Here is a 22422-nt window from a genome sequence, read left to right on the forward strand (position 1 = left end):
GAACCCCCAGACCGCTGTCCTGACCGCACCGCACCTGAACCCTCCAGAAAGGAACGCGATGCCCTCCGCGAGATCCGGCGCCGCGCCCGACCCGATCGCCGGCGCCCTGGCCGCCGACCGGCTCGGCGCGCCCTCGGTCGTCTATTTCGTCCTGTCGGCCGCCGCGCCGCTCACCGTCGTCGCCGGTGTGATCACCACCGGGTACGCCGTCACCGGGATCACCGGGCTGCCGATCGCGTTCCTGGTCGTGGGCGTGGTGCTGGCGGTGTTCGCGGTCGGGTACGTGGCGATGGCCCGCCACATGGCCAACGCCGGCGCGTTCTACACCTACATCAGCCGTGGGCTGGGCCGTCCGGCGGGCATCGCGGCGGCCTGGGTGGCGCTCATCGCCTACAACGCGTTGCAGGTGGGCCTGTACGGCGCCTTCGGCGCGGCGGCCACCCCGCTGCTCGAACGGTGGTTCGGCGGCGCGCCGCCCTGGTGGGCGATCTCGCTGGTGGCCTGGGCGCTGGTGGGCGTCCTGGGCCTGATGCGGGTGGACGTCAACGGGCGGCTGCTGGCCGTCCTGCTCACCGCCGAGGTGGCGGTCATCCTGCTGTTCGACCTGGCGGACCTGGTGAACCCGGCGCCGTCCGGGTTCTCGGCCGAGACGTTGTCGCCCGCGGCGCTGTTCGTGCCGGGGGTGGGGGCGCTGCTGGTCATCGCGACGCTCGGGTTCGTCGGGTTCGAGTCCTCGGTGGTGTTCTCGGAGGAGAGCCGGGATCCGCGGCGTACCGTGCCGCTGGCCACGTACTCGTCGGTGGCGATCATCGCGGGGCTGTACGCGCTGTCGTCGTGGGCGATGACGGTCGCCACGGGACCGGCGGCCATCGTGGACGCCGCGCGCCGCGACCAGGCCGAGACGATCTTCATCATCGCGAACCAGCACCTCGGCGGCGCGGTCGTGGACGTCGCCCGGGTGCTCTTCGTCACCAGCGTGTTCGCCGCCATGATCTCCTTCCACAACACCACCGCCCGGTACTTCTTCGCGCTCGGACGCGAGCGGGTGCTGCCCGCCTTCTTCGGCCGCACCCGGCCGCGCAGCGGCGCGCCGCGGTCGGGCTCGATCGCGCAGACCGTGCTCGGGCTGGTCGTCATCGTGGTCTACGCGGTCCTCGGGCTCGACCCGCTGGTGCAGCTCTTCTTCTACGGCGGCTCGTTCGGCGGGTTCGGGGTGCTGCTGCTGGTGTTCGTCACCTCGATCGCGATCGTCGTGTTCTTCGCCCGGCAGCCGAGCGGGGAGAGCCTCGCGCGGCGCTTCGCGGCCCCCGTGCCCGCCGCGCTGGCGCTGGCCGTGATGGTGTGGCTGGCGCTGGACAACTTCTCGACGCTGCTCGGGGTGCCCGAGGGCGATCCGCTCGCCTGGATCCTGCCGGTCGTGTACGCGCTGGCGGCCCTGCTCGGCGTGGGCTGGGCGCTGGTCCTGCGTTCGGGACAGCCGCGCGTGTACTCGCTGGTGGGCATGGGCGCCAAGGCCGCCGCCACGCCGGAGGCCGTCCGATGACGCGTTCACAGGACGTGGCGGCGCACGACGTCCGCCGGGCGACGGCCGCGGACGCAGGGACGGTCGCGGAGCTGGTGGCGACGGCGTTCGCGCGGCTGCCCGCGGTGTCGTACCTGGTGCCGGAGCCGGCCGGGCGGCACGAGATCATGGTGGCGGACTTCCTGATCCTCGTCTCGCACGCCATCGAGCACGGCGAGGTCGACCTCCTCGACGAGGGCCGGGCGGTCGCGGTGTGGGTGCCGCACACCGCCGACGCGCCGCCGCCCGAGCCGCCCGACTACGACCGCCGCCTGGCCGCCGCCACCGGGAAGTGGGCCGACCGGTTCCAGGCCCTGGACGAGCTGTTCGAACGGCACCACCCGGAGCCGCCGTACCACCACCTGGCGTTCCTGGCCGTGCACCCCGACCACCAGGGCCGGGGCCTCGGGTCGGCGCTGCTCCGCCGCCACCACGCCCTGCTGGACGGCGCGCCCGCCTACCTGGAGGCCAGCAGCGCCCGCAGCCGCGACCTGTACGCCCGGCACGGCTACCAGGCCGAGGAGCCGTTCGCGCTGCCCGACGGCACCCTGTTCTGGCCCATGTGGCGGCCCGGCGTCACTGGGTGAGACAGGGGCCGTCGCAGACGTCGGCGACCACGCCGGTCTTGAGGAACACCGACTTCTGAAGCTGGGCGGCGGGGGTCCTGCGCGGCTTCTCGTGCGGGTCCTCGCCCTGCGTGGGCGGGGTGTTGGTGAGCGGTGGCGCGGGGGCGCCGCCGTCCCACATCACCAGGGCCGAGCCGGCGTGGGCCCGGCCGCGGATCGCGGGGATGCCCCAGAACGGCACGGCGTCCGGGCTGCGTCCGGGGGCGAGGGCCGGGGTCAGCAGCCGGGCGCCGACGGTACGGGCCTCGACCTCGGCGGTGACCGTGGCCACCTGGTGGTCGCCGAAGGCCACGTGCATGAGCACCCGGTGCCGCGGCGTCCCCGGGTAGGGGCGGTCGGTCAGGTGGGCGGCGTAGCCGTCGGCCTCGCCGCGGTCCCACAACATCTGCATGAGGGCCAGGATGAGCTGCTGGTCCAGCTTGTCGGGGTAGGCCCGGTCGAGGGCGGCCTGGAAGGGCGCGGCGTCGGCGCTGCGGTTGAACAGGGTGCTGTAGTTCATGCCGGTCACGCCGAGCACGCCGCGCTCGATGTCCTTCGACAGCGCGACCAGCGCGCCGCCCAGGATGCCGCCCTGGCTGTTGCCGTCGTACACCAGGCCCGCGCGCAGGTCGATCAGCGGGCGGCCGCGATCGGTGCGGAAGGCGGGGTGGGCGGCGAAGCCGTCCGGGCTGGTCATGGCGCGGCCCAGGAACATGAAGTCGAGGAACCCTTGGAGGGTCCGGTCGGGGACCGTGCCGAACCTGGAGATGTCGCTGAAAACGGTGACGACGTGCGGGATGTCCTCGTCGGCCATGCCGATCCACTTGGTGGCGCAGAAGAGGAACCCGTGCTCCTGCGCCATGGTCCGCACGTTCGCCGCGCCCACCTCGGAGTGCCTGCCGAGCAGGCCGTGGCCGTACAGGGAGGGCCGGGCGGGGCGGTCGAAGGCGACGCGGGGGATCTCGCAGCGGAAGGGCGCCACCTGCTCGTTGCCGGGCAGTCGGGCCGGCAGGCCGTCGGGGCCGCGGTTGAGCGCCGAACCGGGCGGGCCGCCCGGCCGGTCGAGGTAGCTCGGCACGCGGAAGGTGCCCTCGACCCGGCGGGCGATCTGGGCGTCCTGCTCGGGGGTGAGGTCGGTGACCGAGGTGACCTCGAAGGCGGGCGCCCGGCCGCGCAGCGTGCGCAGGGCGTCGTCGCGCATGGCCAGCGCCGGGCCGGCCAGGCTGCGCGCGCTGGCGACGGTGAAGTCCCAGGCCAGATAGAGGCCGCCGGTCCTGACGCCGGCGCGGCGCAGCGCGGACAGGGCGGGCTGGAGGCGGCGCTGCCGCTCGTACAGGTCGTGGCCGGGCGGCAGGGGCGGGCCGGCGACCGTGGCGAAGGCGGGGTTCGGCGGGATCGGGCCGTCGGCGGCGTCGCGCAGGTCGCGAAGGGCGACCGCGTACCGGTGGCCCTCGCGCAGGTTGCGGGCCGGGCGGACGATCAGGGCCTGACGGTCGGCGGGCGCGTTCGCGTCGAGCTCGGCCCAGTACGGCCACCGCTCCCCCGTCACGGTGTCCAGGAGCACGACGGGCGCGTCCCGGTCCAGCGACCTGCCGATGTCGGTGATCGGCGCGATCCCCGTCCTGGCCGGGTCCAGCCCCGGCACCCTGGCCAGCAGCATCGAGCCCGGCGAGAAGCCGTCGTTCCTGTTCCACTCGGCGGGCGCGATCGGCACGCCCGCGGCCGAGACCGGCGTGGACCCGGCCGCGAAGGCCACCCTGCGGCCCGTGTCGGTGGCCCGGTCGGCGACGGTGAACCAGTCGTTCGGGAACGGCAGCAGGCAGGCCGCCGGGTCGATCGGGTCGCAGCCGGACGGGTCGGAGGCCGCCGAGGCCGGTGACGCCGGTGACGCCGGAAGCGTCACGGAGACCAGGGCGAGGGCGATGAGGAGACGGGGAAGCACGCGCACGGGCACCTCGGGAGCTGATCGAGGCCGGGGGTTCGGGCCATGGTGGATCGCGCCGGGGCCGCCGTCAATGGATTCGCGGAATGCCGTTCAGATTTGTGAGGCGTCACAGATTTGACCGTCCGGATTTACTGCCCTGTCCAGTTCACAGAAGGACGGGCAGGGCTCATCGTCATGTCTGCGAATCCAACCGACATCAGCCGACGCGAGACGACGTGGAGACAGGATGCGCCGCCGTACCTTCATCAGGACCGTCTCCGCGGCGGTCGCGTTCTCCGGGGCGATGTGGCACGACGCCGTGGCCTCCGCGGCGGGTGCGGGCGTGAGCCCGTACGGGCCGCTCGGCGCCCCGGACGCCAACGGCATGGCGCTGCCCGCCGGATTCACCAGCCGGGTGGTGGCCAGGTCGGGCCGGGTCGTCGGCGGCACGCTGTGGCACCCCGCTCCTGACGGCGGCGCGTGCTTCGCCGACGGCTCCGGCTGGATCTACGTGTCCAACTCCGAGGTGCCGCTCGTGGGCGGGACCTCGGCGATCAGGTTCAGGGCCGACGGCTCGATCGACCGGGCGTACCGCATCCTGAGCGGCACGAACCTCAACTGCGCGGGCGGCGCGACCCCGTGGGGCACCTGGCTGTCCTGCGAGGAGATCTTCCGCGGCAAGGTCTACGAGACCGACCCGTACGGCAACCGCTCCGCCCAGCAGCGCCCCGCGATGGGCAAGTTCAAGCACGAGGCCGCCGCCTGCGACCCCGACCACAAGGTCGTCTACCTGACCGAGGACGAGGGCGACGGCTGCTTCTACCGCTTCACCCCGAACACCTGGGGCGACCTGTCCAGCGGCCGGCTCGACGTGCTGTGCGGGCTCGGCGGCGACAGCGTCGAGTGGCGGCCGGTGCCCGACGCGACGCCCGGCGTCTTCGACACGCAGACCAGGAACCAGGTCTCCGCGGCCCGCCGCTTCAGCGGCGGCGAGGGCTGCCACTACGCCGCCGGGATCTGCTACTTCACCGCCAAGGGCGACCGCAAGGTCTGGGCCTACGACACCGCCAGGCAGACGGTCACCGCGATCTACGAGGGCGGCGGCACCCTCGACGGCGTCGACAACATCACCGGCCGCCCGTCCGGCGACCTGTACGTGGCCGAGGACGGCGGCAACATGGAGATCAACATCATCACGCCCGACCGCGTGGTCGCCCCCGTCATGCGCCTCGACGGCCAGGCCAAGTCGGAGATCACCGGCCCCGCGTTCTCCCCCGACGGCACCCGGCTCTACTTCTCCTCCCAGCGCGGCACCAGCGGCGAGACCGCCGGCACCGGGGGGATCACGTACGAGGTGACCGGGCCCTTCCGCCGCTGACCAGCACGGCTTCCCCCGCCGGAACCACCGAACCGGCACGACTTCCACCCCCCGCCGGAGCCGCCGGACCAGTGCGGCCTCCACACCCCCACCCCGCCGAAGGAGTCCTCAATGGTCCGACGGTTGCTCGTCCTGCTCTCCGCGACCGCCCTGGCGCTCGGCGCCGCGCCGCCCGCACACGCCGCCCAGGGCGAGGTGTACGTGGCGCTCGGCGACTCCGCCGCGTCGGGTCCCCTGGTGCCCAACCAGGTCGTTCCCGACCTCGGCTGCTGGCGTTCCGACCGCAACTACGCCCACCTGACCGCCCAGGCCATCGGCGCCGCCACCTTCAGGGACGTCACCTGCTCCGGCGCCAAGACCCGTGACATGTACAACTCCCAGGGCACCGACCTGGGCAGCGTCGCACCCCAGCTCGACGCGCTCAGCGCGGACACCACCCTGGTCACGGTGCAGATCGGCGCCAACGACGTCGGCCTGACCGGCTTCATCGAGGACTGCCTGAACCTGCTGCCCCCGCCCGTCGGCGACGCCTGCAACGACGACTACATCGTCGACGGCCAGGACTCCTGGCGGGTCAAGACCGACGCGCTGCGGCCCAAGCTGACCACGCTGGTGAACGACATCCGCGCCCGTTCCCCGCGTGCCCGGATCTTCATGGTCGGCTACGCCACCTACGCGCCGCCGAACGGCTGCTACCCGACCGTCCCGATCATCAAGGCCGACGCCAACTACATCCGCGCGACGCTCCAGTACTTCAACCGGATGCTGGCCGAGCAGGCCGCCGCCGCGGGAGCGGCGTTCGTCGACCTCCAGACGCCGAGCGTGGGCCACGACCCGTGCAAGGCACCGGGCGTGCGCTGGATCGAGCCGTACGTGCCCGCCTCGCCGGCCGCCCCCTTCCACCCCAACGGTCTCGGGATGCGGAACTTCGCCACCGTGGTGACCGCCGCGGTGTCCGCGGTCTGAACGCTCCGAATCGCGCGACGGGAGCCGTCCCTGCCGGGGGACGGCTCCCGTTCACTTGCCGTGCTGGCGTCTGGCGGCCAGCGCCGCGCCGATGCGTTGCAGGTGGGCCGGGTCCACGGGGTCGAGGCCGGTCAGGCTGACGGCCCTGCGCAGACGGTAGTCGACCGTGTTGGGGTGCACGTGCAGCAGCTCGGCCGTACGGCGGCGGTCGAGGCCGGTGTCCAGGTAGACCGTGAGCGTCCTGAGCAGGTCGGGGTTGTCGAGCAGCGGGTCGAGCAGGCCGGCGAGCACGGCGGTGGCCTGGCTCGGCCGGGTGAGCTGGTACTCCAGCAGGACGTCGGCCAGCCGGTAGGCGCCCGGCGGCTGCTCGAAGACCCGCACCACGTCCAGGACCTCCTCGGCCAGCTTGACGGCCTCCGGCACCCCGTCGGGCGGGGCGATCTCGGCCGCCGCCCACACCGGCACGCCGGCCGCCTTGGCCATCCCCGCGACCGTCTCGCCGACCTCGTACCAGTCGGGGTCATCGCCCGTGATCGGCACGAACACCAGGCCGCCCGTCGTGTCCAGCACCGACAGCACCGGCTCGGCCGCGGCCCGCTGGAGCGCCGTCCTGATCCGGTGCAACTTGCGGCGGCCCGCGATCGACCCGCCCGGCTCGTCGCTCTCCTCGTCGGGATGCCGGTCCACCGCGAGCGCCAGCACCAGGTAGCGCGGGGCCAGCCGCACCCCGGCCAGCGCCGCCCGGTCACCGCCGAGCAGCGCGGACACGGCGGCGTGCAGCGCGTGCTGCTCGTGGCTGAGCATGCCCTCGCGCTCCTCCAGGTACGCGGTGCACACGGCGGCCGTCACCGACTCGGTGTAGAGCAGGATGAGACGGTTGGCCGCCAGGACGTCCTCGAAGTCGGCGGGCGTGGCCTTGGCGAACAGGTGCTCCCACACTTTGCGCGCGCCCAGGTGGTAGGCGGCCAGCAGGGCCTCCAGCGGCACGCCCTCCTGGGCGCGGCGGGCCGCCGACGAGCGCAGCGGGGCCAGCTCGGCCCTGGTGGGCGGGCGGCGGTCGCGGAACATGCGGGCGATCAGCCGCAGGTTGTGCTCGGTGATGACGGTGATCTCGCCGTCGAGCTCCTCCTTCGGCAGCCGCCGGTAGAGGGGGATCTCCTCGGCGAAGCCGCGTACGAGCTGCCTGGCCAGCTTGGCGGTCTGGCGTTCGAGCAACTCGTGCGCGGCGCACCCGGCCAGGGTGAGGGCAGGGACCACGTTCCGAACCCTCCCAGAACATGAGCCGTCAGTGAAGGGCGGCCGACAGGCTCGGTCCGGGCCGGGGCGTGAAAGTTTCAGCGTCTTCCAGCGCCGATGGCGGGCACCCGTTGACGGGGCAGCGGTGGGCAAGGAGGATCGGGGTCGCTCTATTGGGAGCGCTCCCAACCCCCCGAAGGACCTCCATGACCCGATGCCGGGCCGCGTTACTGGCCCTCCTCACCATGGTCGCCCTGTCCCCCGCCGCGCCCGCCCGCGCCGCCGACGAGGGACCCGAGCAGATCGTGAACGGCACCTTCGACGCCGGCACCGCCCCCTGGTGGAGCACCGGCAACACCACCCTGTCCGTGGACGGCGGCAGGCTGTGCGCCGACATCCCCGGCGGCACCGCCAACCCCTGGGACGTCATCATCGGCCAGGACGGCGTCCCGCTGGTCGCCGGCGACACCTACGCCTACCGGTTCACAGCCTCCGCCACCCCCGCCAAGGTCGGCAAGGCCCTGATCCAGCTCCCAGTGGACCCGTGGACGCAGTACCTGTCGGCCGCCCCGGCACTGGATGCCCCGGGCGACGGCTACTCCTACACCTTCACCGCCCCGGTCTCGCTGCCGAACGCCCAGGTGGCGTTCCAGCTGGGCGGCAGCGCCGAGCCCTGGAGGTTCTGCATGGACGACGTGTCGCTGAAGGGCGGCGCCGAACCCGAGGTCTACGAGCCGGACACCGGCCCGCGCGTCCGGGTGAACATGGTCGGCTACCTCCCGTCGGGCCCCAAGAAGGCCACCCTGGTCACCGAGGCCACCACGCCCCTGGACTGGGAGCTGCGCGACGCGGCCCGGAAGCGGGTGGCGAACGGCCGTACCAGCCCCAAGGGCGTGGACGCGAGCTCCGGGCAGAACGTGCACACCATCGACTTCGGCGCCTACGCCAAGCCCGGCGAGGGCTACACGCTGACCGCCGACGGCGAGACGAGCAGGCCGTTCGACATCGGCGCGAACGTGTACGACTCCCTGCCCACGGACGCGCTGAAGTTCTACTACACCCAGCGCAGCGGCATCGAGATCCTCGACAGCCTGCGTCCCGGCTACGGGCGTCCGGCCGGGCACGCGGGCGCGTCCCCGAACCAGGGCGACACGGACGTCCCCTGCCAGCCTGGCGTCTGCGACTACACCCTGAACGTCAAGGGCGGCTGGTACGACGCCGGCGACCACGGCAAGTATGTGGTCAACGGCGGCATCTCGGTCCACCAGCTCATGTCGGCCTACGAGCGCGACCGGGCCGCCTTCACCGACGGCCAGCTCCGCATCCCCGAGAGCGGCAACGGCGTGCCCGACGTGCTGGACGAGGCCCGCTGGGAGCAGGAGTTCATCCTGAGCATGCAGGTGCCGGACGGCAAGCCGTACGCGGGGATGGCCCACCACAAGGTGCACGACCAGAACTGGACCGGCCTGCCGCTGCTGCCGCACCTCGACCCGCAGAAGCGCGAGCTGCACCCGCCGTCCACGGCCGCGACGCTCAACCTGGCCGCGACGGCGGCGCAGGCGGCCCGGCTGTTCGCGCCCTACGACGCGGCGTTCGCGGTCAGGAACCTCAAGGCGGCGCGCAGGGCGTGGGCGGCGGCGAAGGCCGATCCGGCCAGGTACGCCGCCCCCGACGACGGCGTGGGCGGCGGCGCCTACGACGACGCCGACGTGAGCGACGAGTTCTACTGGGCGGCGGCCGAGCTGTACCTCACCACGGGCGAGAAGGAGTTCGCGGACTTCGTGCTGGCCTCGCCGCACCACACCGGCGACATCTGGCGCGAGCGCGGCTTCGACTGGGGCAACACCGCCCAGCTCGGCCGCCTCGACCTGGCGACCGTGCCCAACGCGCTGCCGGGCCGGGACAAGGTGCGGCAGTCGGTGGTCGCGGGGGCGGACAAGTACCTGGCGGTCCAGCGGGCACACCCGTACGGGCTGCCGTACGCGCCGGCGGACTTCGACTGGGGCTCCAACAACCTGGTGCTCAACAACCTGGTCGTCCTGGCCACCGCCTACGACCTGACCGGCCAGGAGAAGTACCGGGCCGCCGTACGGGAGGGCATGGACTACCTGCTCGGCCGCAACGCGCTCAACCGCTCGTACGTCACCGGCTACGGCGAGGTCTCCGCCCAGAACCAGCACAGCCGCTGGTACGCCCACCAGCTCGACCACTCGCTGCCCCACCCGCCGCGCGGCTCGCTGGCCGGCGGCCCCAACTCCGCGATCCAGGACCCGGTCGCCCAGCGGCTGCTGCGCGGCTGCAAGCCGCAGTTCTGCTACATCGACGACATCGAGTCCTGGTCCACCAACGAGCTGACCATCAACTGGAACTCGCCGCTGGCGTGGGTGTCGGCGTTCCTGGCGGACAAGGGCGAGCAGTCGGCCTGCCGGGTCCGCTACTCGGCGCACGGCTCGTGGCCCGGCGGGTTCACCAGCCAGATCGTGATCGAGAACACCGGCAGGGAGAGCGTGGACGGCTGGACCCTGAGCTGGTCGTTCCCCGGCGGCCAGCGGATCAGGCAGGGCTGGGGGGCCGAGTTCACCCAGTCCGGCGCGGTGGTGACCGCCGGGAGCGTCGGTCACAACGACCGGGTCAGGCCCGGCGGGTCCGTGACGTTCGGCTTCGTCGGCACGCACACCTCGGGGCCGAACCCAGCCCCCGAGACCTTCCGCCTCAACGGCGACCGCTGCCGGTGACGCGCGGCGCGGGCGGCCCGCACGTCCGGTGAGACGCGACGCGGGCGGTCCTTCCGGTCCGGTGGCCGTCCGCGTTGCCCACACTTCGTTGAACGGAATAATGTCTCCCCCATGCCCAGGGGAACCTCAGAAGTCAGCGAGCCGATGTACTTCGTGCTCGCCGCGCTGCGTGCCGGCCCGCTGCACGGCCACGCGATCAGCAAGTCGGTCAAGGAGCTGTCCGGCGGCCGGGTCCAGCCCTCCGTCGGCACGCTCTACGGCATCCTGGAACGCCTGAACGAGCGCGGCGTCATCACCGTCGACCGCGAGGAGACGGTCAACGGGCGCAACCGGCGCTACTTCCGCATCACCGACGAGGGCCAGGCGCTGGTGGAGGCCGAGGCCAGGCGGATGCAGGCGGCCGCCTCGCTCGTCCTGCGGCCGTCGGCCGGATGACGGCCCTCGGGTCGGCGCCGGCCGCGACCCCGCTCGAACGGCGCTACCGCAAGCTCATGCTCGCCTACCCCAGGCCCTACCGCGCGGCCCACGGCGACGAGCTGCTCGACGTGCTCCTCGAATCGGCCGCCCCGGGACGCCGGATCCCGGTGCCGCGCGAGGCGTGGGGGCTGCTCACGGGCGGCGTGCGCAGCCGGATCGTCCACCTGGCGAGCGGCAGCCCCTGGCGGGACGGCGTGCACCTCGCCGTCACCGCCGTCGCGGCGGCGAACCTGGCCGCGCTGCTGCCCTACGCCGGCACGCTGCCGTTGTGGACGCTGCTGTCGGCGCTCACGCTGCTGGCGACCGTACGGGGATGGCTGCGTACGGCGGCCGTGCTGACGCTCCTCACCGGGGTCAAGGCGGTGGCGCTGGCCGGCGGGTGGCAGCCGTTCGACGCGACCCTGTTGCCGGTCTATCCGACGTTCCTGCAGGACCGGCCGCTGTTCATGGACAGCGACCCCTACCTGGTCGCGGGCGGTTACGCGGTGGCGCTGGCCGGGCTGCTCGTGCTGCGGCGGGCGCCGCGCAGGAGGTCGTGGTGGTGGTGGGCGGCGGTCGTGGCGGCGGCGTGGGCGGGTCCCGAGTGGATGGAGGGCGGCGGCACGTTCCCGATCAGCCTGAGCAGGATGGCCGTGGAGGTGCTGGCGTTGGGGCTGGCGGCGGGGAGCGCCTACCTGGCCCGCGACCATCGCTGGACGCTCGCGGCGGGGATCTACATGACGATGGCGTCCGGCGGGCTGGCGCTGCACTCCGATGTGCTGACCAGGCAGCACCTGGCCTACTGGGGGGTGCTCGTGCTGTTGCTCGTGGGGGCCGCGTTCGCACCCTTCCGCCAGCGGCGGCACTGCCTGGATTGACCATGCTTCGTTAAACGGAGTATGGTCTGCCGCCATGATGAGGAAGACACTGCCCGTCGCGCTGCTCGCGCTCGCCGTCCTCTGCGGCTGCGGGGGCGCCACCGAGAGCGCCGCGCCCTCGGCCGGCTCGACCGCCGAGGGCAAGGAGGTTCAGCTCGAGGCGGCCAAGGCGGACTGCATGAAGCAGAAGGGCTTCAAGTACGTCGCGTACGTGACGCCGCACAAGCCGGGCACCGAGGACGACAAGAGCCGCATGCGCGGCAATTACCCGGCGATGAAGAAATATCGCGAAAAATACGGCTTCGGGGTCTTCGCCCAGCACGTCTATCCCAAGGAGATGGGAAGCACGACCAGCCTCGACAACGAGCCCAACCCCAATATGAAGATCCAGTCCGCGCTCTCCAAGGCGCAGCTGCAGGCGTACCGGAAGGCGCTGGACGCCTGCCAGGTCTCGGCGGCCAACAAGGTCCTCGGCCTGAAGCTGAAGTCGGCGGAAGACTTCTACGACGCGCAGTTCAAGGCCTCCGTCCGGGCCCGCAAGGGCAAGCTGAACACCGACCCCGAGCTGGTCGAGCTGGCCACGGCCATGGCCACCTGCCTGAAGGGCAAGGGCTACGCCGTCGGCGACACCGCGCCGGTCGCCATGGCCGAGCTGGGGCAGAAGACGTGGCTCGGCAACGAGGACAAGCTGGGCCGCGAGCAGATGGACGATGTGCCCGACGTGGCTCCCCCCGCCACGGACGACAAGATGCCGATGTACTATGCGCCGACGCTCACTCCCGAGCAGGCCAAGCCATATCTGGCCAAGGAGATCAGGGCGGCGCTCGACGACCTGGAGTGCGGCAAGGACTTCTACCCGGCCTTCCTGCCGAAGGAGCAGGCGGTCCAGGGGCAGGTCAGCGCCCAGTTCGGCATGTGACCACCTCATGAAGTCACCGCGCAAGCTCCTCGCCGGCATCGTCGCCGGAGTGGTGATCATCGCGGGCGCCGGCTGGGCCGTGGGCTCCCAGCTGCGCTCCCCCGCCGACGAGGCGGCGCGCCGCGCCGCGCCGCGGGCCTCGCTCGTCACCGCCGCCGTCGAGCGCCGCAAGCTCGTCAGCACCATCGTGGTCAGCGGCACGCTGGAGTACGGCTCGCCCCTGCCGGTCAGCCTGGCCGGGGCGGTCGGCGGCACGGCCGAGCAGCAGCGGGCCACCCGGGCGCCGCGCCAGGGCCGGCTCACGGAGGGCGCGGTCTTCCTGGAGGTAAACGGCCGCCCGGTGTTCGCGCTGCGCGGGTCCGTGCCGATGCACCGCACGATCGCCCCCGGCGGCAAGGGGGACGACGTCAAGCAGCTCCAGCGGGCGCTGCGCAGGCTGGGGTACGGCGGTCCCGTCTCCGGCGTGTTCGACCAGGCCACGATCGCCGCCGTCACCCGCATGTACACGAAGAAGGGGTACGAGGTGCAGCAGCCGACGCTGACCGACCGGCAGGCGTACGACACGCTGCGCAAGGCCGTACAGACTGCCCAGGAGACCCTCGCCGCCGAGAAGAAGGCGCTGGACCAGGGGCGCGACGTGCTGCCGCTCAAGATGAGGCTGGCCAACGCCAAGGCGGACCTGAAGACGGCGGAGCGCGCCCTCCAGGAGGCCGAGGCCCGGGTGGTGACGCCGGAGGACGAGACCAGGATGGCGACGGCGGAGGCGGCCGTGCGCGCGGCGCAGGAGAAGCTGGCCGAGGCCGAGCAGGCGCTGGCCGAGGCCAGGAAACAGCCCACGCCGGCGGCCACCGCCACCCCGCAGCCCACGGCCTCGACCGACACGAGCCTGCTGGAGCTGCGGGTCCGGAACGCCCAGGCCGATCTGGCGGCGGCTCTGGAGGCGCGCGAGCGGGTCGCGGAGGAGGCGCGGCAGGCCAGGGAGAAGAGCCTGGTGGAGCTGCGCAAGGCCGTACGGACCGCGAAGGAGGCCAAGGCCACCGCCGAGCAGGCGCTGCGCCAGGCCAGGCAGCTCTCCCCGACCAAGCTCAAGGTGACCAACGCCGGTAAGGACGTGGCGGCGGCCAAGGGGATGCTGGCGGAGTTCGTGCGTACGTACGGGACCTCCATCCCGCCCGGCGAGGTGGTGTTCCTGCCGAAGCTGCCCGCCCGGGTGCGCAAGGTCTCGGTCAAGCAGGGGCAGCAGGTCGAGAAGGAGGTCGCCACGGTGACCAGCTCGGCGCTCACGGTGACGGGGTCGGTGGAGGCGACGGAGGCCGAGCTGCTGCGCACGGGCATGGAGGCGGCCATCGAGCTCGACACGGGCAAGACGTACGAAGCGCGCCTCACCGCGGTCGGCGACCAGGCCAAGGTGCCCGGCGCCGAGGAGGCCAAGGACGGGTCGGAGCCCGTCCTGATCACGCCCGCCTCGATGAAGGGGCTCAAGCCGGGGACCGCCGTCACGGCGCGGGTGACGGTGGGGGAGACCAAGGAGCCGGTGCTGGTCGTGCCGGTGGCGGCCGTGATCACGGGGGCCGACGGGAGGGCCCGGGTGCGGGTCGAGTACGCCACGGACCAGACCAGGGACGTCGAGGTGCGTACGGGCCTGACCGCCGACGGGAACGTCCAGGTCGCCGGGGCGCTCAAGGAGGGCGACCGGGTGGTGGTCAGCGGTGCCTGAGCCGGTGATCTCGCTGGCGGAGGTCAGCAGGGAGTTCGCCGCCGAACCGCCGGTCCGGGCGCTCGACCGCGTCACGCTCCGGGTGGACAGGGGCGACTACCTGGCCATCGTCGGCCCGTCGGGCTCGGGCAAGTCGACCCTCCTGAACGTGCTCGGCCTGCTCGACCGCCCCAGCTCGGGCAGCTACCGCCTCGACGGCACGGAGACCACCACCCTGCGCGACGGGGCCAGGACCAGGTTGCGCGGCGACCGGATCGGCTTCGTCTTCCAGTCCTTCCACCTGCTCTCCCACCGCAGCGTGGTCGAGAACGTCATGCTCGCCGAAACCTACGGCGGGCAGGCGCGTAAGGGCAGGCGGGAGCGGGCCCTGGCGGCGTTGGAACGAGTCGGCCTCGGCCACCGGACCGGGTTCGCGCCCGACCGGCTGTCCGGGGGGGAGCGCCAGCGTACGGCCATCGCCAGGGCCCTCATGGGCGCGCCGTCCCTGCTGCTGTGCGACGAGCCCACGGGCAACCTCGACAGCCGCAACACCGAATCGGTGCTCGGCCTGTTCGACGAGCTGCGGGGGCAGGGGATGACGCTCGTGGTCATCACCCACGAGCAGGAGGTCAGCAAGCGGGCCGGGCGCCGGGTGCGGATCACCGACGGCATCCTGGTGGAGGAGGAGTGATGCACGTACGCGACCTGTTCGGCGAGGCCATGGCCGGCATGCTCGCCCGGCCGGTGCGCTCGGCGCTCACCACGCTCGGGACCGTGCTCGGCATCACCACGCTGGTCATCACGCTCGGCGTGGCCGCCACCGCGGGCAACCAGATCGTCGGCCGCTTCGACGCGCTGGTGGCCACGGCCATCACGGTGGAGGTGCCGGAGTCGCCGAACACGCCGCTCGTGGAGTGGGACTCGATCGACCGGCTGACCAGGCTGCGCGGCGTCGAGTCCGCCGCCGCGCTGGCCGAGTCGGAGGACAGCGCGAACCTGTCCGTGCGCTCCAATGACATCGTGGACCCCACCAGGGTCACCGCGCAGTCGTTGACCGTGCTGGCGGCGACGACCGGGCTGCCCGAGGCGGCGCGCGGCAGGATGGTGCAGGGCAGGTTCTACGACCGAGGGCACATCGAGCGGCGCGACCGGGTGGCGGTGATCGGCGACCAGGCGGCCAAGCTGCTCGGCGTCGGCCGCCTCGACCGGGCGCCGGCCATCTTCATCGGCAAGCACGCGTACACGGTCATCGGCATCCTGGGCAACCTGCGCCGCGAGCGGAACCTGAGCACCGCCGTGTTCGTGCCGCCCACGGTGGGCAGGCAGTTCGGGCTGCGGGACGTCACCAGGGTGCTGGTCAACACGAGTCTGGGCGCGGCGGACCTGGTGGCCCGGCAGGCGCCCACCGCGCTCAGCCCGGGGAACGGCGACATGCTGCAGGTGATGGCCCCGCCCAGCCCCACCAGGGCGCGCGACCAGGCGCAGGACGACGTCAACGCGCTCTTCCTGATCCTCGGCCTGGTCTCGCTCGTGGTCGGCGCGGTCGGCATCGCGAACGTCACGCTCGTCACCGTGATGGAACGCGTGCCGGAGATCGGCCTGCGCCGCTCGCTCGGGGCGGCCAGGCGGCACATCGCCGCCCAGTTCCTGCTGGAGTCGACGCTGGTCGGGCTGGCGGGAGGCGTGATCGGCACGAGCCTCGGGGTGGTCACCGTCGTCGCCGTCTCGGCCGCCCGGGAGTGGACGCCGCTCCTCGACGTGCAGCTCGCGCTGGCCGCACCGGTGGCCGGGGCGGTGGTGGGTCTGCTGGCCGGGCTCTACCCCGCGCTGCGGGCGGCGAAAATGCAGCCGGTGGACGCTCTGCGATAAGGGTCCCGCCACTTTATGATGTGCCGGACATATGGGGAAAAACGTCCGGCTGGTGCTGCTCAGGGCGGCCAGACCGCTGCTCGTCAAGGCCGCGGTCCTGTCCGGGCTGCGCGGACGCGAGCGGACCCTCGTCCTGCTCAACCGCGCCCTGGTCTACCTCGGGCTGACCGCCGTGGTCGGCGCCGTCTACTTCGGGGTCGGCGCGCTCGACGGCCTGCTCGGCTCGTGGTCCGACCTGATCGCCGCGCTGGCCGCGGGCGCGCTGTTCCAGCCCGTACGGCTGCGCCTGCAGAGCGCGGTGGACCGGCTGTTCAAGTGGGAGCGTGACCCGTACCGGCTGGCCGACCGGGTGAGCCGGAGCGTGCAGGAGGCCAGGGGGCCGGCCGAGGCCCTGGCGTCGGCGGCCCACGCGGTCCGGCTGGCCCTGGGGGCGCGCGGCGTCGGGGTCGAGGTCGTCCTGCCCGGCGGGCGGGTGCGCAGCGTCGTCGCGGGCGAGCTCGGCCCGTCCCCCTCGGTCGAACGCCTGGTCTGGCAGGGCAAGTCGATGGGCTGGCTGTCGGTCGCCGGCGAGCCGCGCGACCGGGCGCTGCTGGACATGCTGGCCAGGCAGCTCGCCGAGGTCGCCCACGCCGTACGGCTCAGCGCCGACCTGCAACGCTCGCGCGAGCGCATGATGGCCACCCGCGAGGAGGAGCGCCGCGCACTCCGCCGCAACCTGCACGACGGCCTCGGCCCGACGCTGACGAACCTGGCGATCAGCGTCGACCAGGCCCGGCTCAGCCTGGCCAGCGACCCCGGCTCGGTCGAACCGCTGCTCAGCACGGCACGCAGGCAGATGACCGAGGCCATCGTGGACGTCCGCGACCTGGTCTACGGCCTGCGCCCGCCCGCCCTCGACGGCGCCGGCCTGGACGAGCTGGGCCTGGAGAGCGCCCTACGGCTGCTCGCCGACGCCCCCGGCCCGAGGGTGGACGTGGTGGTCTCCGGCTCGCTGGCCACCCTGCCCGCGGCGGTGGAGGTGGCGGCGTACAAGATCGCGCACGAGGCGGTGGCGAACGTGCGCAGGCACGCCCGCGCCACCACCGCCCTGATCAGGGTGGAGCGGCGGGACGCGCTCTGGCTGACGGTGTCCGACGACGGGATCGGCCTGCCCGAGCAGCGCCGCCAGGGTGCCGCCCTGATGCGCGGACGGGCCGAGGAGGTGGGCGGCGTCTGCGAGCTGGACGTCCGCCCGGGCGGCGGCACCGAGGTCGTCGCGAGACTGCCGATCAGGGAGCCGCGATGACCCCCACACCCCCCAACGACCCGGCCCCCACTCCCACGGCCCCCGCCCCCGAGCGGGAAGGCCGGAGGGGGCGGGCGAGAGGGTGGCGGCGGGCCGTGATGGCGGTGGTGTGGGCGTCGGCGGCCGCCTCGTTGACGGCCGTGCTGGCGGCGGCGGTGCTGGCGGCGCAGGTCGAGGGGCTGGCCGAGACGCAGGGGCTCGACCCGATCGGGCTGCTGTTCCCGCTCGCCGGCGCGTTCCTGATCTCCCAGCGGCCCAGGCTGCTGTTCCCGTGGCTCATGTGGGCCACCGGGGTGGTCTGGTCGGCGTACTCGCTGCTGTTCTCGCTGACCGGCTGGATGTACTTCCACGCGCCCGGCCCGCTCCTGCCCTACGTCGCCTGGCCGGCCATCTGGCTGTGGCTGCTGGCGGTGCCCACGTTCACGGGCATCATGCCGCTGCTCTTCCCCGACGGGCGGCTGCCGTCCAGGCGCTGGCGGCCGGTGCTCTACGGCAACCTGACGCTCATGGTCGGGCACTCGCTGCTGCTCGGTCTGTCCCCCGACCCGTCGTTCGAGCTGGACGTGCCCGTGGGCAACCCGTTCGGGGTGGCGGCGCTGGGGAGGATCCCCGAGGTCGTGGAGTCGTGGATCGGGCCGCCGATGATCCTGTTATGCCTGCTCGGCGTGGTCTCGCTGCGCTACCGGTACAGGGCGGCGACGCCCGAGGTACGCCGCCAGATCACCTGGTACTTCTACGCCATGGCGATCTTCGTCGTCTACTGGATCGTCAGCGCGGGCACCCAGGACACCTTCATCCTCGCCGTACGGATCTTCCTGGCCGCGGGCATCCCCATCTCGATCATCGCCGCCGTCCTGCGCCACCAGCTCTACGGCATCCGGCTCATCCTCAACCGCACGCTGGTGTACGGCACGCTCGCGGTCGGCGCCGGTGTCACGTACTCGGTGCTCATCTGGGCGTCCAACAGCGTGGCGGGCGACTACGGCGCGGTGGCCGGGCTCGCCTCCGCGATGGTCACCGGCGCGGCCTTCCATCCCGTACGCCTGCGGCTCCAGCGCTCGGTGGACCGGCTGTTCAACGTGGAACGCGACCCGTACCGGGCGGCCGACCTGCTCAGCCGTACCGTGCAGCGGGCCGGCGACCCGGCGGGGGCGCTGGCCGAGGCCATCTCCGTCGTGCGCACGTCGCTGGGCGCCCGCGGGGTGGGCGTGGAGGTGCCGGGCGAGCCCGCGCTGTCGTTCGTGGACGGCGAGCTGGGCGCCCGCCCTCGGACCGTCGAGCTGACCTGGCACGGCGAGCCGGTCGGGCGGCTGCGGATCGCCGGGACGCGGCCGGGCCGCGAGCCGCTGGACGTCATGGCCAAGCACCTGGCCGAGCTGGCGCACGCCGTACGGCTGAGCACCGACCTGCGGGACTCGCACGAGCGGATCAGCGCGACCCGCGACGAGGAGCGGCGCCGGCTGGGCAGGGAGTTGCACGACGGCCTCGGCCCCACGCTGACCAGCGTGACGATGACCCTGGACGAGGCCCGGCGGCGGCTGGAGCGCGACCCCGAGGCGGTGGAGGAGCTGCTGGTCCGGGTGCGTGAGGAGATGACCAGCACGCTGATGTCGGTGCGCGAGCTGGTGGACGGCCTCCGGCCGCCGGTCCTGGACGAGCTGGGCCTCGCGGGCGCCCTCCGCGCCTTCGGCCAGGCCCCGGGCCCCAGCGTCGAGGTCACCGTGCCCCCGGCCGCCGACGGGTCCGAAGGGCTGCTCGACGGGTTGCCGGCGGCGGTGGAGACGGCCGCGTACCGGATCGTGCAGGAGGCGCTGACGAACGCGCGCCGCCATGCCCAGGCCACCTCGGTGCTGGTCACGCTGCGGCGGGAGGCCGGGGAGCTGCGGGTGTCGGTCGCCGACGACGGGACCGGGCTGCCCGACGAGCCGTCGCCGGGCGTGGGGCTGACGTCGATGCGCGAGCGCGCGGCCGAGATCGGCGGCACCTGCGCCATCGCCCCCCGCCCAGGCGGCGGCACCGAGGTCACCGCCGTCCTGCCGTTCACACCACCGGCCTAGTCGGTCAGGCCGGGGCGCAGCGCGAGGAGCGCGCCGAGGGTGGCGTACCCGATGACCAGGTGGAAGCCGCCGACCCAGTTCGAGACCGAGTCGCCGAACAGGATGTACGTCGGCACCGTCACCACGGCCCAGCTCTCGGCGATGAGCGGCCACCACCGCAGGGATCCGCGCCAGCGCCCGGTGAAGGCGATCTTGATGCCGATGGCCATCATGCCCAGCATGGACACCGGCCAGAACACGTCGAGCGCCTGCATCACCGGCCCGTCCTGGGCGCTGTCGGGCAGGACGCCGTGCAGCAGCGACCAGACGGCGGCCAGCCCGAGCAGGACCAGCTCGACCTTGAGCATGACCCTGGCGAGGCGGGACGTGCCCGTCGCGCGGGTCCGGATCTGCACGGCGAGCAGGGCGAAGATGCCGAGCTGGAAGAGCAGCCCGGTCAGGTCGCCGACCCGCTCGCCGAAGCCCTGGGCCTGGCTGCCGTAGACGAAGATGCTGGCTGCCCAGGACAGCGTGCCGACGGCGAGCGCGACGCCGAGCCTGCGCACGGTGGCGGGGGCGATGGCGGGGGCGCCGGAGGGCGTCGGGCCGGTGGGCACGTCGGTGCGCGCCCTGGCGGGGGTGGTGCTGATCTTGGCGTCCACGGGAGGTCCTTCTCTTCGTTCAGGGGATGTCGTGCCTCCAGGTTTCCGGCGGGCCGCCCCGGGCCGGCAGAGCCGCCGGTCCCGCCGCCGACGGGACCCCTGTCCCGGGACATGAGGACACAACCTCGGGTGTAATACGTCCCGTGACAGAAACCGGACCTTCCACCCCTCTGGCGGCGGCACGCGGGTGGTGGGCCGTCGGGGTGGCCGCGGCCGGGGTCGGGATGGCGGTGGCCACGGTGGCGCTGGACGTGGCCGCCGGGGACGTGCGGTTGCCGCCCGCCTCGGATCTGGAACCCGGGTGGCCGGCCGCGCTGACCGGGCTCGCGCAGCTCGTCCCCGGCGCGCTGCTGCTGCGCAGGCTGCCGCGGCATCCGGTGGCCTGGGTGCTGGCGGTGTTCGGGCTGTTGTGGCTGCTGGACGGGCTCCTGGGAAGCTGGGCGACCCACGCCGCCTACGTCTCGCCCGGCCTGCCGGGGGCCGCGGCGGCGTACTGGTCGTACTCGCGGTTCGGGGCGTCGTTGCTGCTCGGGCTGCCGCTGCTGATCCTGCTGTTCCCGGACGGCCGGCTGCCGCCGGGGCGGGTGTGGCGGGCGCTGTCGGTGACGAGCCTCGTCCTGACCGGGCTGCTCACGGCGCTGCTGGTGACCGCGCCGACGGCGGTCATGGAGCGCTACCACGACCAGGCGATGCCGCCGGAGATCGCGCGGCTCGGCCTCGACTTCCTGTCCCTAAACCTGCCGTACGCGTTCTGGGAGCCGGCGCTGGCGCTGGCGTACGCGTCCGTCCTGGTGAGCCTGGTGGTGCCGTTCGCGTCGATGGTACGCAGGTACGTGCTCGCCGACGCCGAGCGGCGGGCCCAGATCCGCTGGCTGATGTGGGCCGCGCTGGTCGACATGATCGTGCTCCTGCTCCCGCTGTCGTTGTCCCCGCAGATCCCGGCGGCGCTGCTGACGCTGGCCATCGCGTTCACCGCCGCGGCCGTGGTGGTGGCGGTGACCAAGTACCGCCTGTACGACATCGACCGGCTGCTGTCGGCCACCGTCGCCTACGGCCTGCTCGCCGCGCTCGTGGTGCTCATGGACGTGCTGGTGTTCACGCTGGTCGGCAGCGTCCTCGGCGAACGGGACTCGGCCCTGGCCGCCATCGCGATCGTCGCCGTCCTGTACGCCCCCCTGCGCACCTGGCTCTGGCGGGCGGTCCGCAGGCTGGTGCGCGGCTCCCGGGACGACCCGTACGCGGCGGTCTCGACGCTGGCCGAACGGCTGGAGCTGGCCACGGACCCGGACGAGCAGTTGCTCGCGGTGGCCACGACGCTGGCGGAGGCGTTCCGGCTGGCCTACGTCCGGGTGGAGATCGAGCGGCCGGGCGGCGAACGTTCCGTGGTGGAGCACGGGTCGCCGCGCGGGCCGTCGGTGTCGCTGCCCGTGGCCTACCGGGGCGAGACCGTGGGGCGGCTCGTGCTGTGCCGTACCGACCTGACGGAACGGGACCAGCGGCTGCTCGGCGACCTCGTACGCCAGGCCGCCGCCGCGGCGCGGGCCGTCGAGCTGAGCACCGATCTGCAACGCATCCGCGCCCGGCTCGTGCTGGCCCGCGAGGAGGAGCGCCGCAGGCTCCGCCGCGACCTGCACGACGGGCTCGGCCCGAGCCTGGGCGCGGTGGCGCTGCGCATCGAGGCGGCCCGTAACCTGGCCGGCAGCGCGCCCGAGCAGGCCGACCGCATCCTGGAGCAGACGGCCGCCGAGGTCGGCGGGGTGCTGGCGGACGTCCGCAGGCTGGTTCACGACCTGCGCCCGCCCGCGCTGGACGAGCTGGGCCTGCTGCGCGCGATCGAGCAGCAGGCCGGACGGTTCCGCACCACCGCCCTGGACGTGCGCGTCACCGGCGACGGCCCGCTGGACGCGCTGCCCGCGGCGGTGGAGGTGGCGGCCTACCGTATCGTGTCCGAAGCCCTGGCCAACGCGGCCAGGCACGCGGGCGCGGCACGCTGCGACATCACGCTCACTGTGCGGGAAGGGACGCTTGAGGTGGCGGTACGCGACGACGGCGCGGGCATCGGCCCCGAGGTGGCGGCGGGGGTGGGCATGCTCTCGCTGCGCGAGCGCGCGGCCGAGCTGGGCGGCGACTGCCAGGTGACCTGCCCGCCCGGCGGCGGCACCCTGGTCCTGGCCCGGCTGCCGATGCGGGTGGAGGCCGCCGATGTCTAGCCAGGA

Annotated in this window: 17 protein-coding genes; 14 read left to right on the forward strand and 3 right to left on the reverse strand. The window is 73.3% G+C overall.

Features of this window, described 5'->3' with window-relative positions; translation table 11 throughout:
* The first annotated feature begins 58 nt into the window (after window positions 1-58).
* Together ABZ815_RS41945 and ABZ815_RS41950 are read left to right on the forward strand one after the other, a co-directional pair.
* A complete protein-coding gene (locus ABZ815_RS41945) occupies window positions 59-1543 on the forward strand; it encodes an APC family permease (protein ID WP_357707025.1) in 1485 nt (494 codons plus the stop codon).
* Entirely contained in the window at window positions 1540-2148 is a 609-nt protein-coding gene (locus ABZ815_RS41950) for a GNAT family N-acetyltransferase (RefSeq protein ID WP_357707026.1), read from the forward strand. Before ABZ815_RS41945 ends, ABZ815_RS41950 begins: the two co-directional genes overlap by 4 nt.
* On the opposite strand, the gene ABZ815_RS41955 is transcribed toward ABZ815_RS41950, so the two are convergent.
* On the reverse strand, window positions 2138-4108 hold the full coding sequence (locus tag ABZ815_RS41955) for a hypothetical protein (protein ID WP_357707027.1): 1971 nt from the start codon (window positions 4106-4108) through the stop codon (window positions 2138-2140). The two genes, ABZ815_RS41950 and ABZ815_RS41955, sit on opposite strands and share 11 nt — an antisense overlap.
* A gap of 229 nt (window positions 4109-4337) precedes the next feature.
* Here ABZ815_RS41955 and ABZ815_RS41960 point away from each other — a divergent pair, with 229 nt between their 5' ends.
* Window positions 4338-5468 carry an alkaline phosphatase PhoX gene (locus ABZ815_RS41960; RefSeq protein WP_357707028.1) on the forward strand — a complete coding sequence of 377 codons (1131 nt, stop codon included), beginning with the start codon at window positions 4338-4340 and terminating at the stop codon, window positions 5466-5468.
* 111 nt (window positions 5469-5579) lie between these two features.
* A complete protein-coding gene (locus ABZ815_RS41965) occupies window positions 5580-6434 on the forward strand; it encodes an SGNH/GDSL hydrolase family protein (protein ID WP_357707030.1) in 855 nt (284 codons plus the stop codon).
* Window positions 6435-6485: 51 nt separating this feature from the next.
* Here ABZ815_RS41965 and ABZ815_RS41970 read toward each other — a convergent pair whose 3' ends face one another.
* On the reverse strand, window positions 6486-7691 hold the full coding sequence (locus ABZ815_RS41970; RefSeq protein WP_357707031.1) for a helix-turn-helix domain-containing protein: 1206 nt from the start codon (window positions 7689-7691) through the stop codon (window positions 6486-6488).
* Window positions 7692-7876: 185 nt separating this feature from the next.
* Here ABZ815_RS41970 and ABZ815_RS41975 point away from each other — a divergent pair, with 185 nt between their 5' ends.
* The 9 genes from ABZ815_RS41975 (at window position 7877) to ABZ815_RS42015 (ending at window position 19565) form a co-directional block, all read left to right on the forward strand.
* On the forward strand, window positions 7877-10405 hold the full coding sequence (locus ABZ815_RS41975; RefSeq protein ID WP_357707032.1) for a glycoside hydrolase family 9 protein: 2529 nt from the start codon (window positions 7877-7879) through the stop codon (window positions 10403-10405).
* Window positions 10406-10516: 111 nt separating this feature from the next.
* Entirely contained in the window at window positions 10517-10840 is a 324-nt protein-coding gene (locus tag ABZ815_RS41980) for a PadR family transcriptional regulator (protein WP_189651648.1), read from the forward strand.
* Entirely contained in the window at window positions 10837-11739 is a 903-nt protein-coding gene (locus tag ABZ815_RS41985) for a hypothetical protein (protein WP_189651649.1), read from the forward strand. The genes ABZ815_RS41980 and ABZ815_RS41985 overlap by 4 nt, the downstream gene beginning before the upstream one ends.
* A gap of 34 nt (window positions 11740-11773) precedes the next feature.
* Window positions 11774-12658, forward strand: coding sequence for a hypothetical protein (locus ABZ815_RS41990; protein ID WP_357707033.1), 885 nt, complete (start codon window positions 11774-11776; stop codon window positions 12656-12658).
* A gap of 7 nt (window positions 12659-12665) precedes the next feature.
* On the forward strand, window positions 12666-14375 hold the full coding sequence (locus ABZ815_RS41995) for a peptidoglycan-binding protein (protein WP_357707034.1): 1710 nt from the start codon (window positions 12666-12668) through the stop codon (window positions 14373-14375).
* Complete coding sequence (locus ABZ815_RS42000) at window positions 14368-15045, forward strand: ABC transporter ATP-binding protein (RefSeq protein WP_125641323.1); 678 nt, start codon at window positions 14368-14370, stop codon at window positions 15043-15045. The genes ABZ815_RS41995 and ABZ815_RS42000 overlap by 8 nt, the downstream gene beginning before the upstream one ends.
* Complete coding sequence (locus tag ABZ815_RS42005) at window positions 15045-16223, forward strand: ABC transporter permease (protein WP_357707036.1); 1179 nt, start codon at window positions 15045-15047, stop codon at window positions 16221-16223. Before ABZ815_RS42000 ends, ABZ815_RS42005 begins: the two co-directional genes overlap by 1 nt.
* Before the next feature lie 31 nt (window positions 16224-16254).
* Window positions 16255-17508 carry a histidine kinase gene (locus ABZ815_RS42010; protein WP_357707037.1) on the forward strand — a complete coding sequence of 418 codons (1254 nt, stop codon included), beginning with the start codon at window positions 16255-16257 and terminating at the stop codon, window positions 17506-17508.
* Window positions 17505-19565, forward strand: a complete 2061-nt coding sequence (locus tag ABZ815_RS42015; protein WP_357707038.1) for a sensor histidine kinase — start codon at window positions 17505-17507, stop codon at window positions 19563-19565. The genes ABZ815_RS42010 and ABZ815_RS42015 overlap by 4 nt, the downstream gene beginning before the upstream one ends.
* Here ABZ815_RS42015 and ABZ815_RS42020 read toward each other — a convergent pair.
* On the reverse strand, window positions 19562-20206 hold the full coding sequence (locus tag ABZ815_RS42020; RefSeq protein ID WP_357707040.1) for a hypothetical protein: 645 nt from the start codon (window positions 20204-20206) through the stop codon (window positions 19562-19564). The two genes, ABZ815_RS42015 and ABZ815_RS42020, sit on opposite strands and share 4 nt — an antisense overlap.
* A gap of 143 nt (window positions 20207-20349) precedes the next feature.
* Here ABZ815_RS42020 and ABZ815_RS42025 point away from each other — a divergent pair, with 143 nt between their 5' ends.
* Window positions 20350-22416 carry a histidine kinase gene (locus ABZ815_RS42025; RefSeq protein ID WP_357707041.1) on the forward strand — a complete coding sequence of 689 codons (2067 nt, stop codon included), beginning with the start codon at window positions 20350-20352 and terminating at the stop codon, window positions 22414-22416.
* The last annotated feature ends 6 nt before the right edge of the window (window positions 22417-22422 follow it).

The organism is Nonomuraea sp. NPDC047529 (assembly GCF_040642995.1).
Lineage (GTDB): Bacteria > Actinomycetota > Actinomycetes > Streptosporangiales > Streptosporangiaceae > Nonomuraea.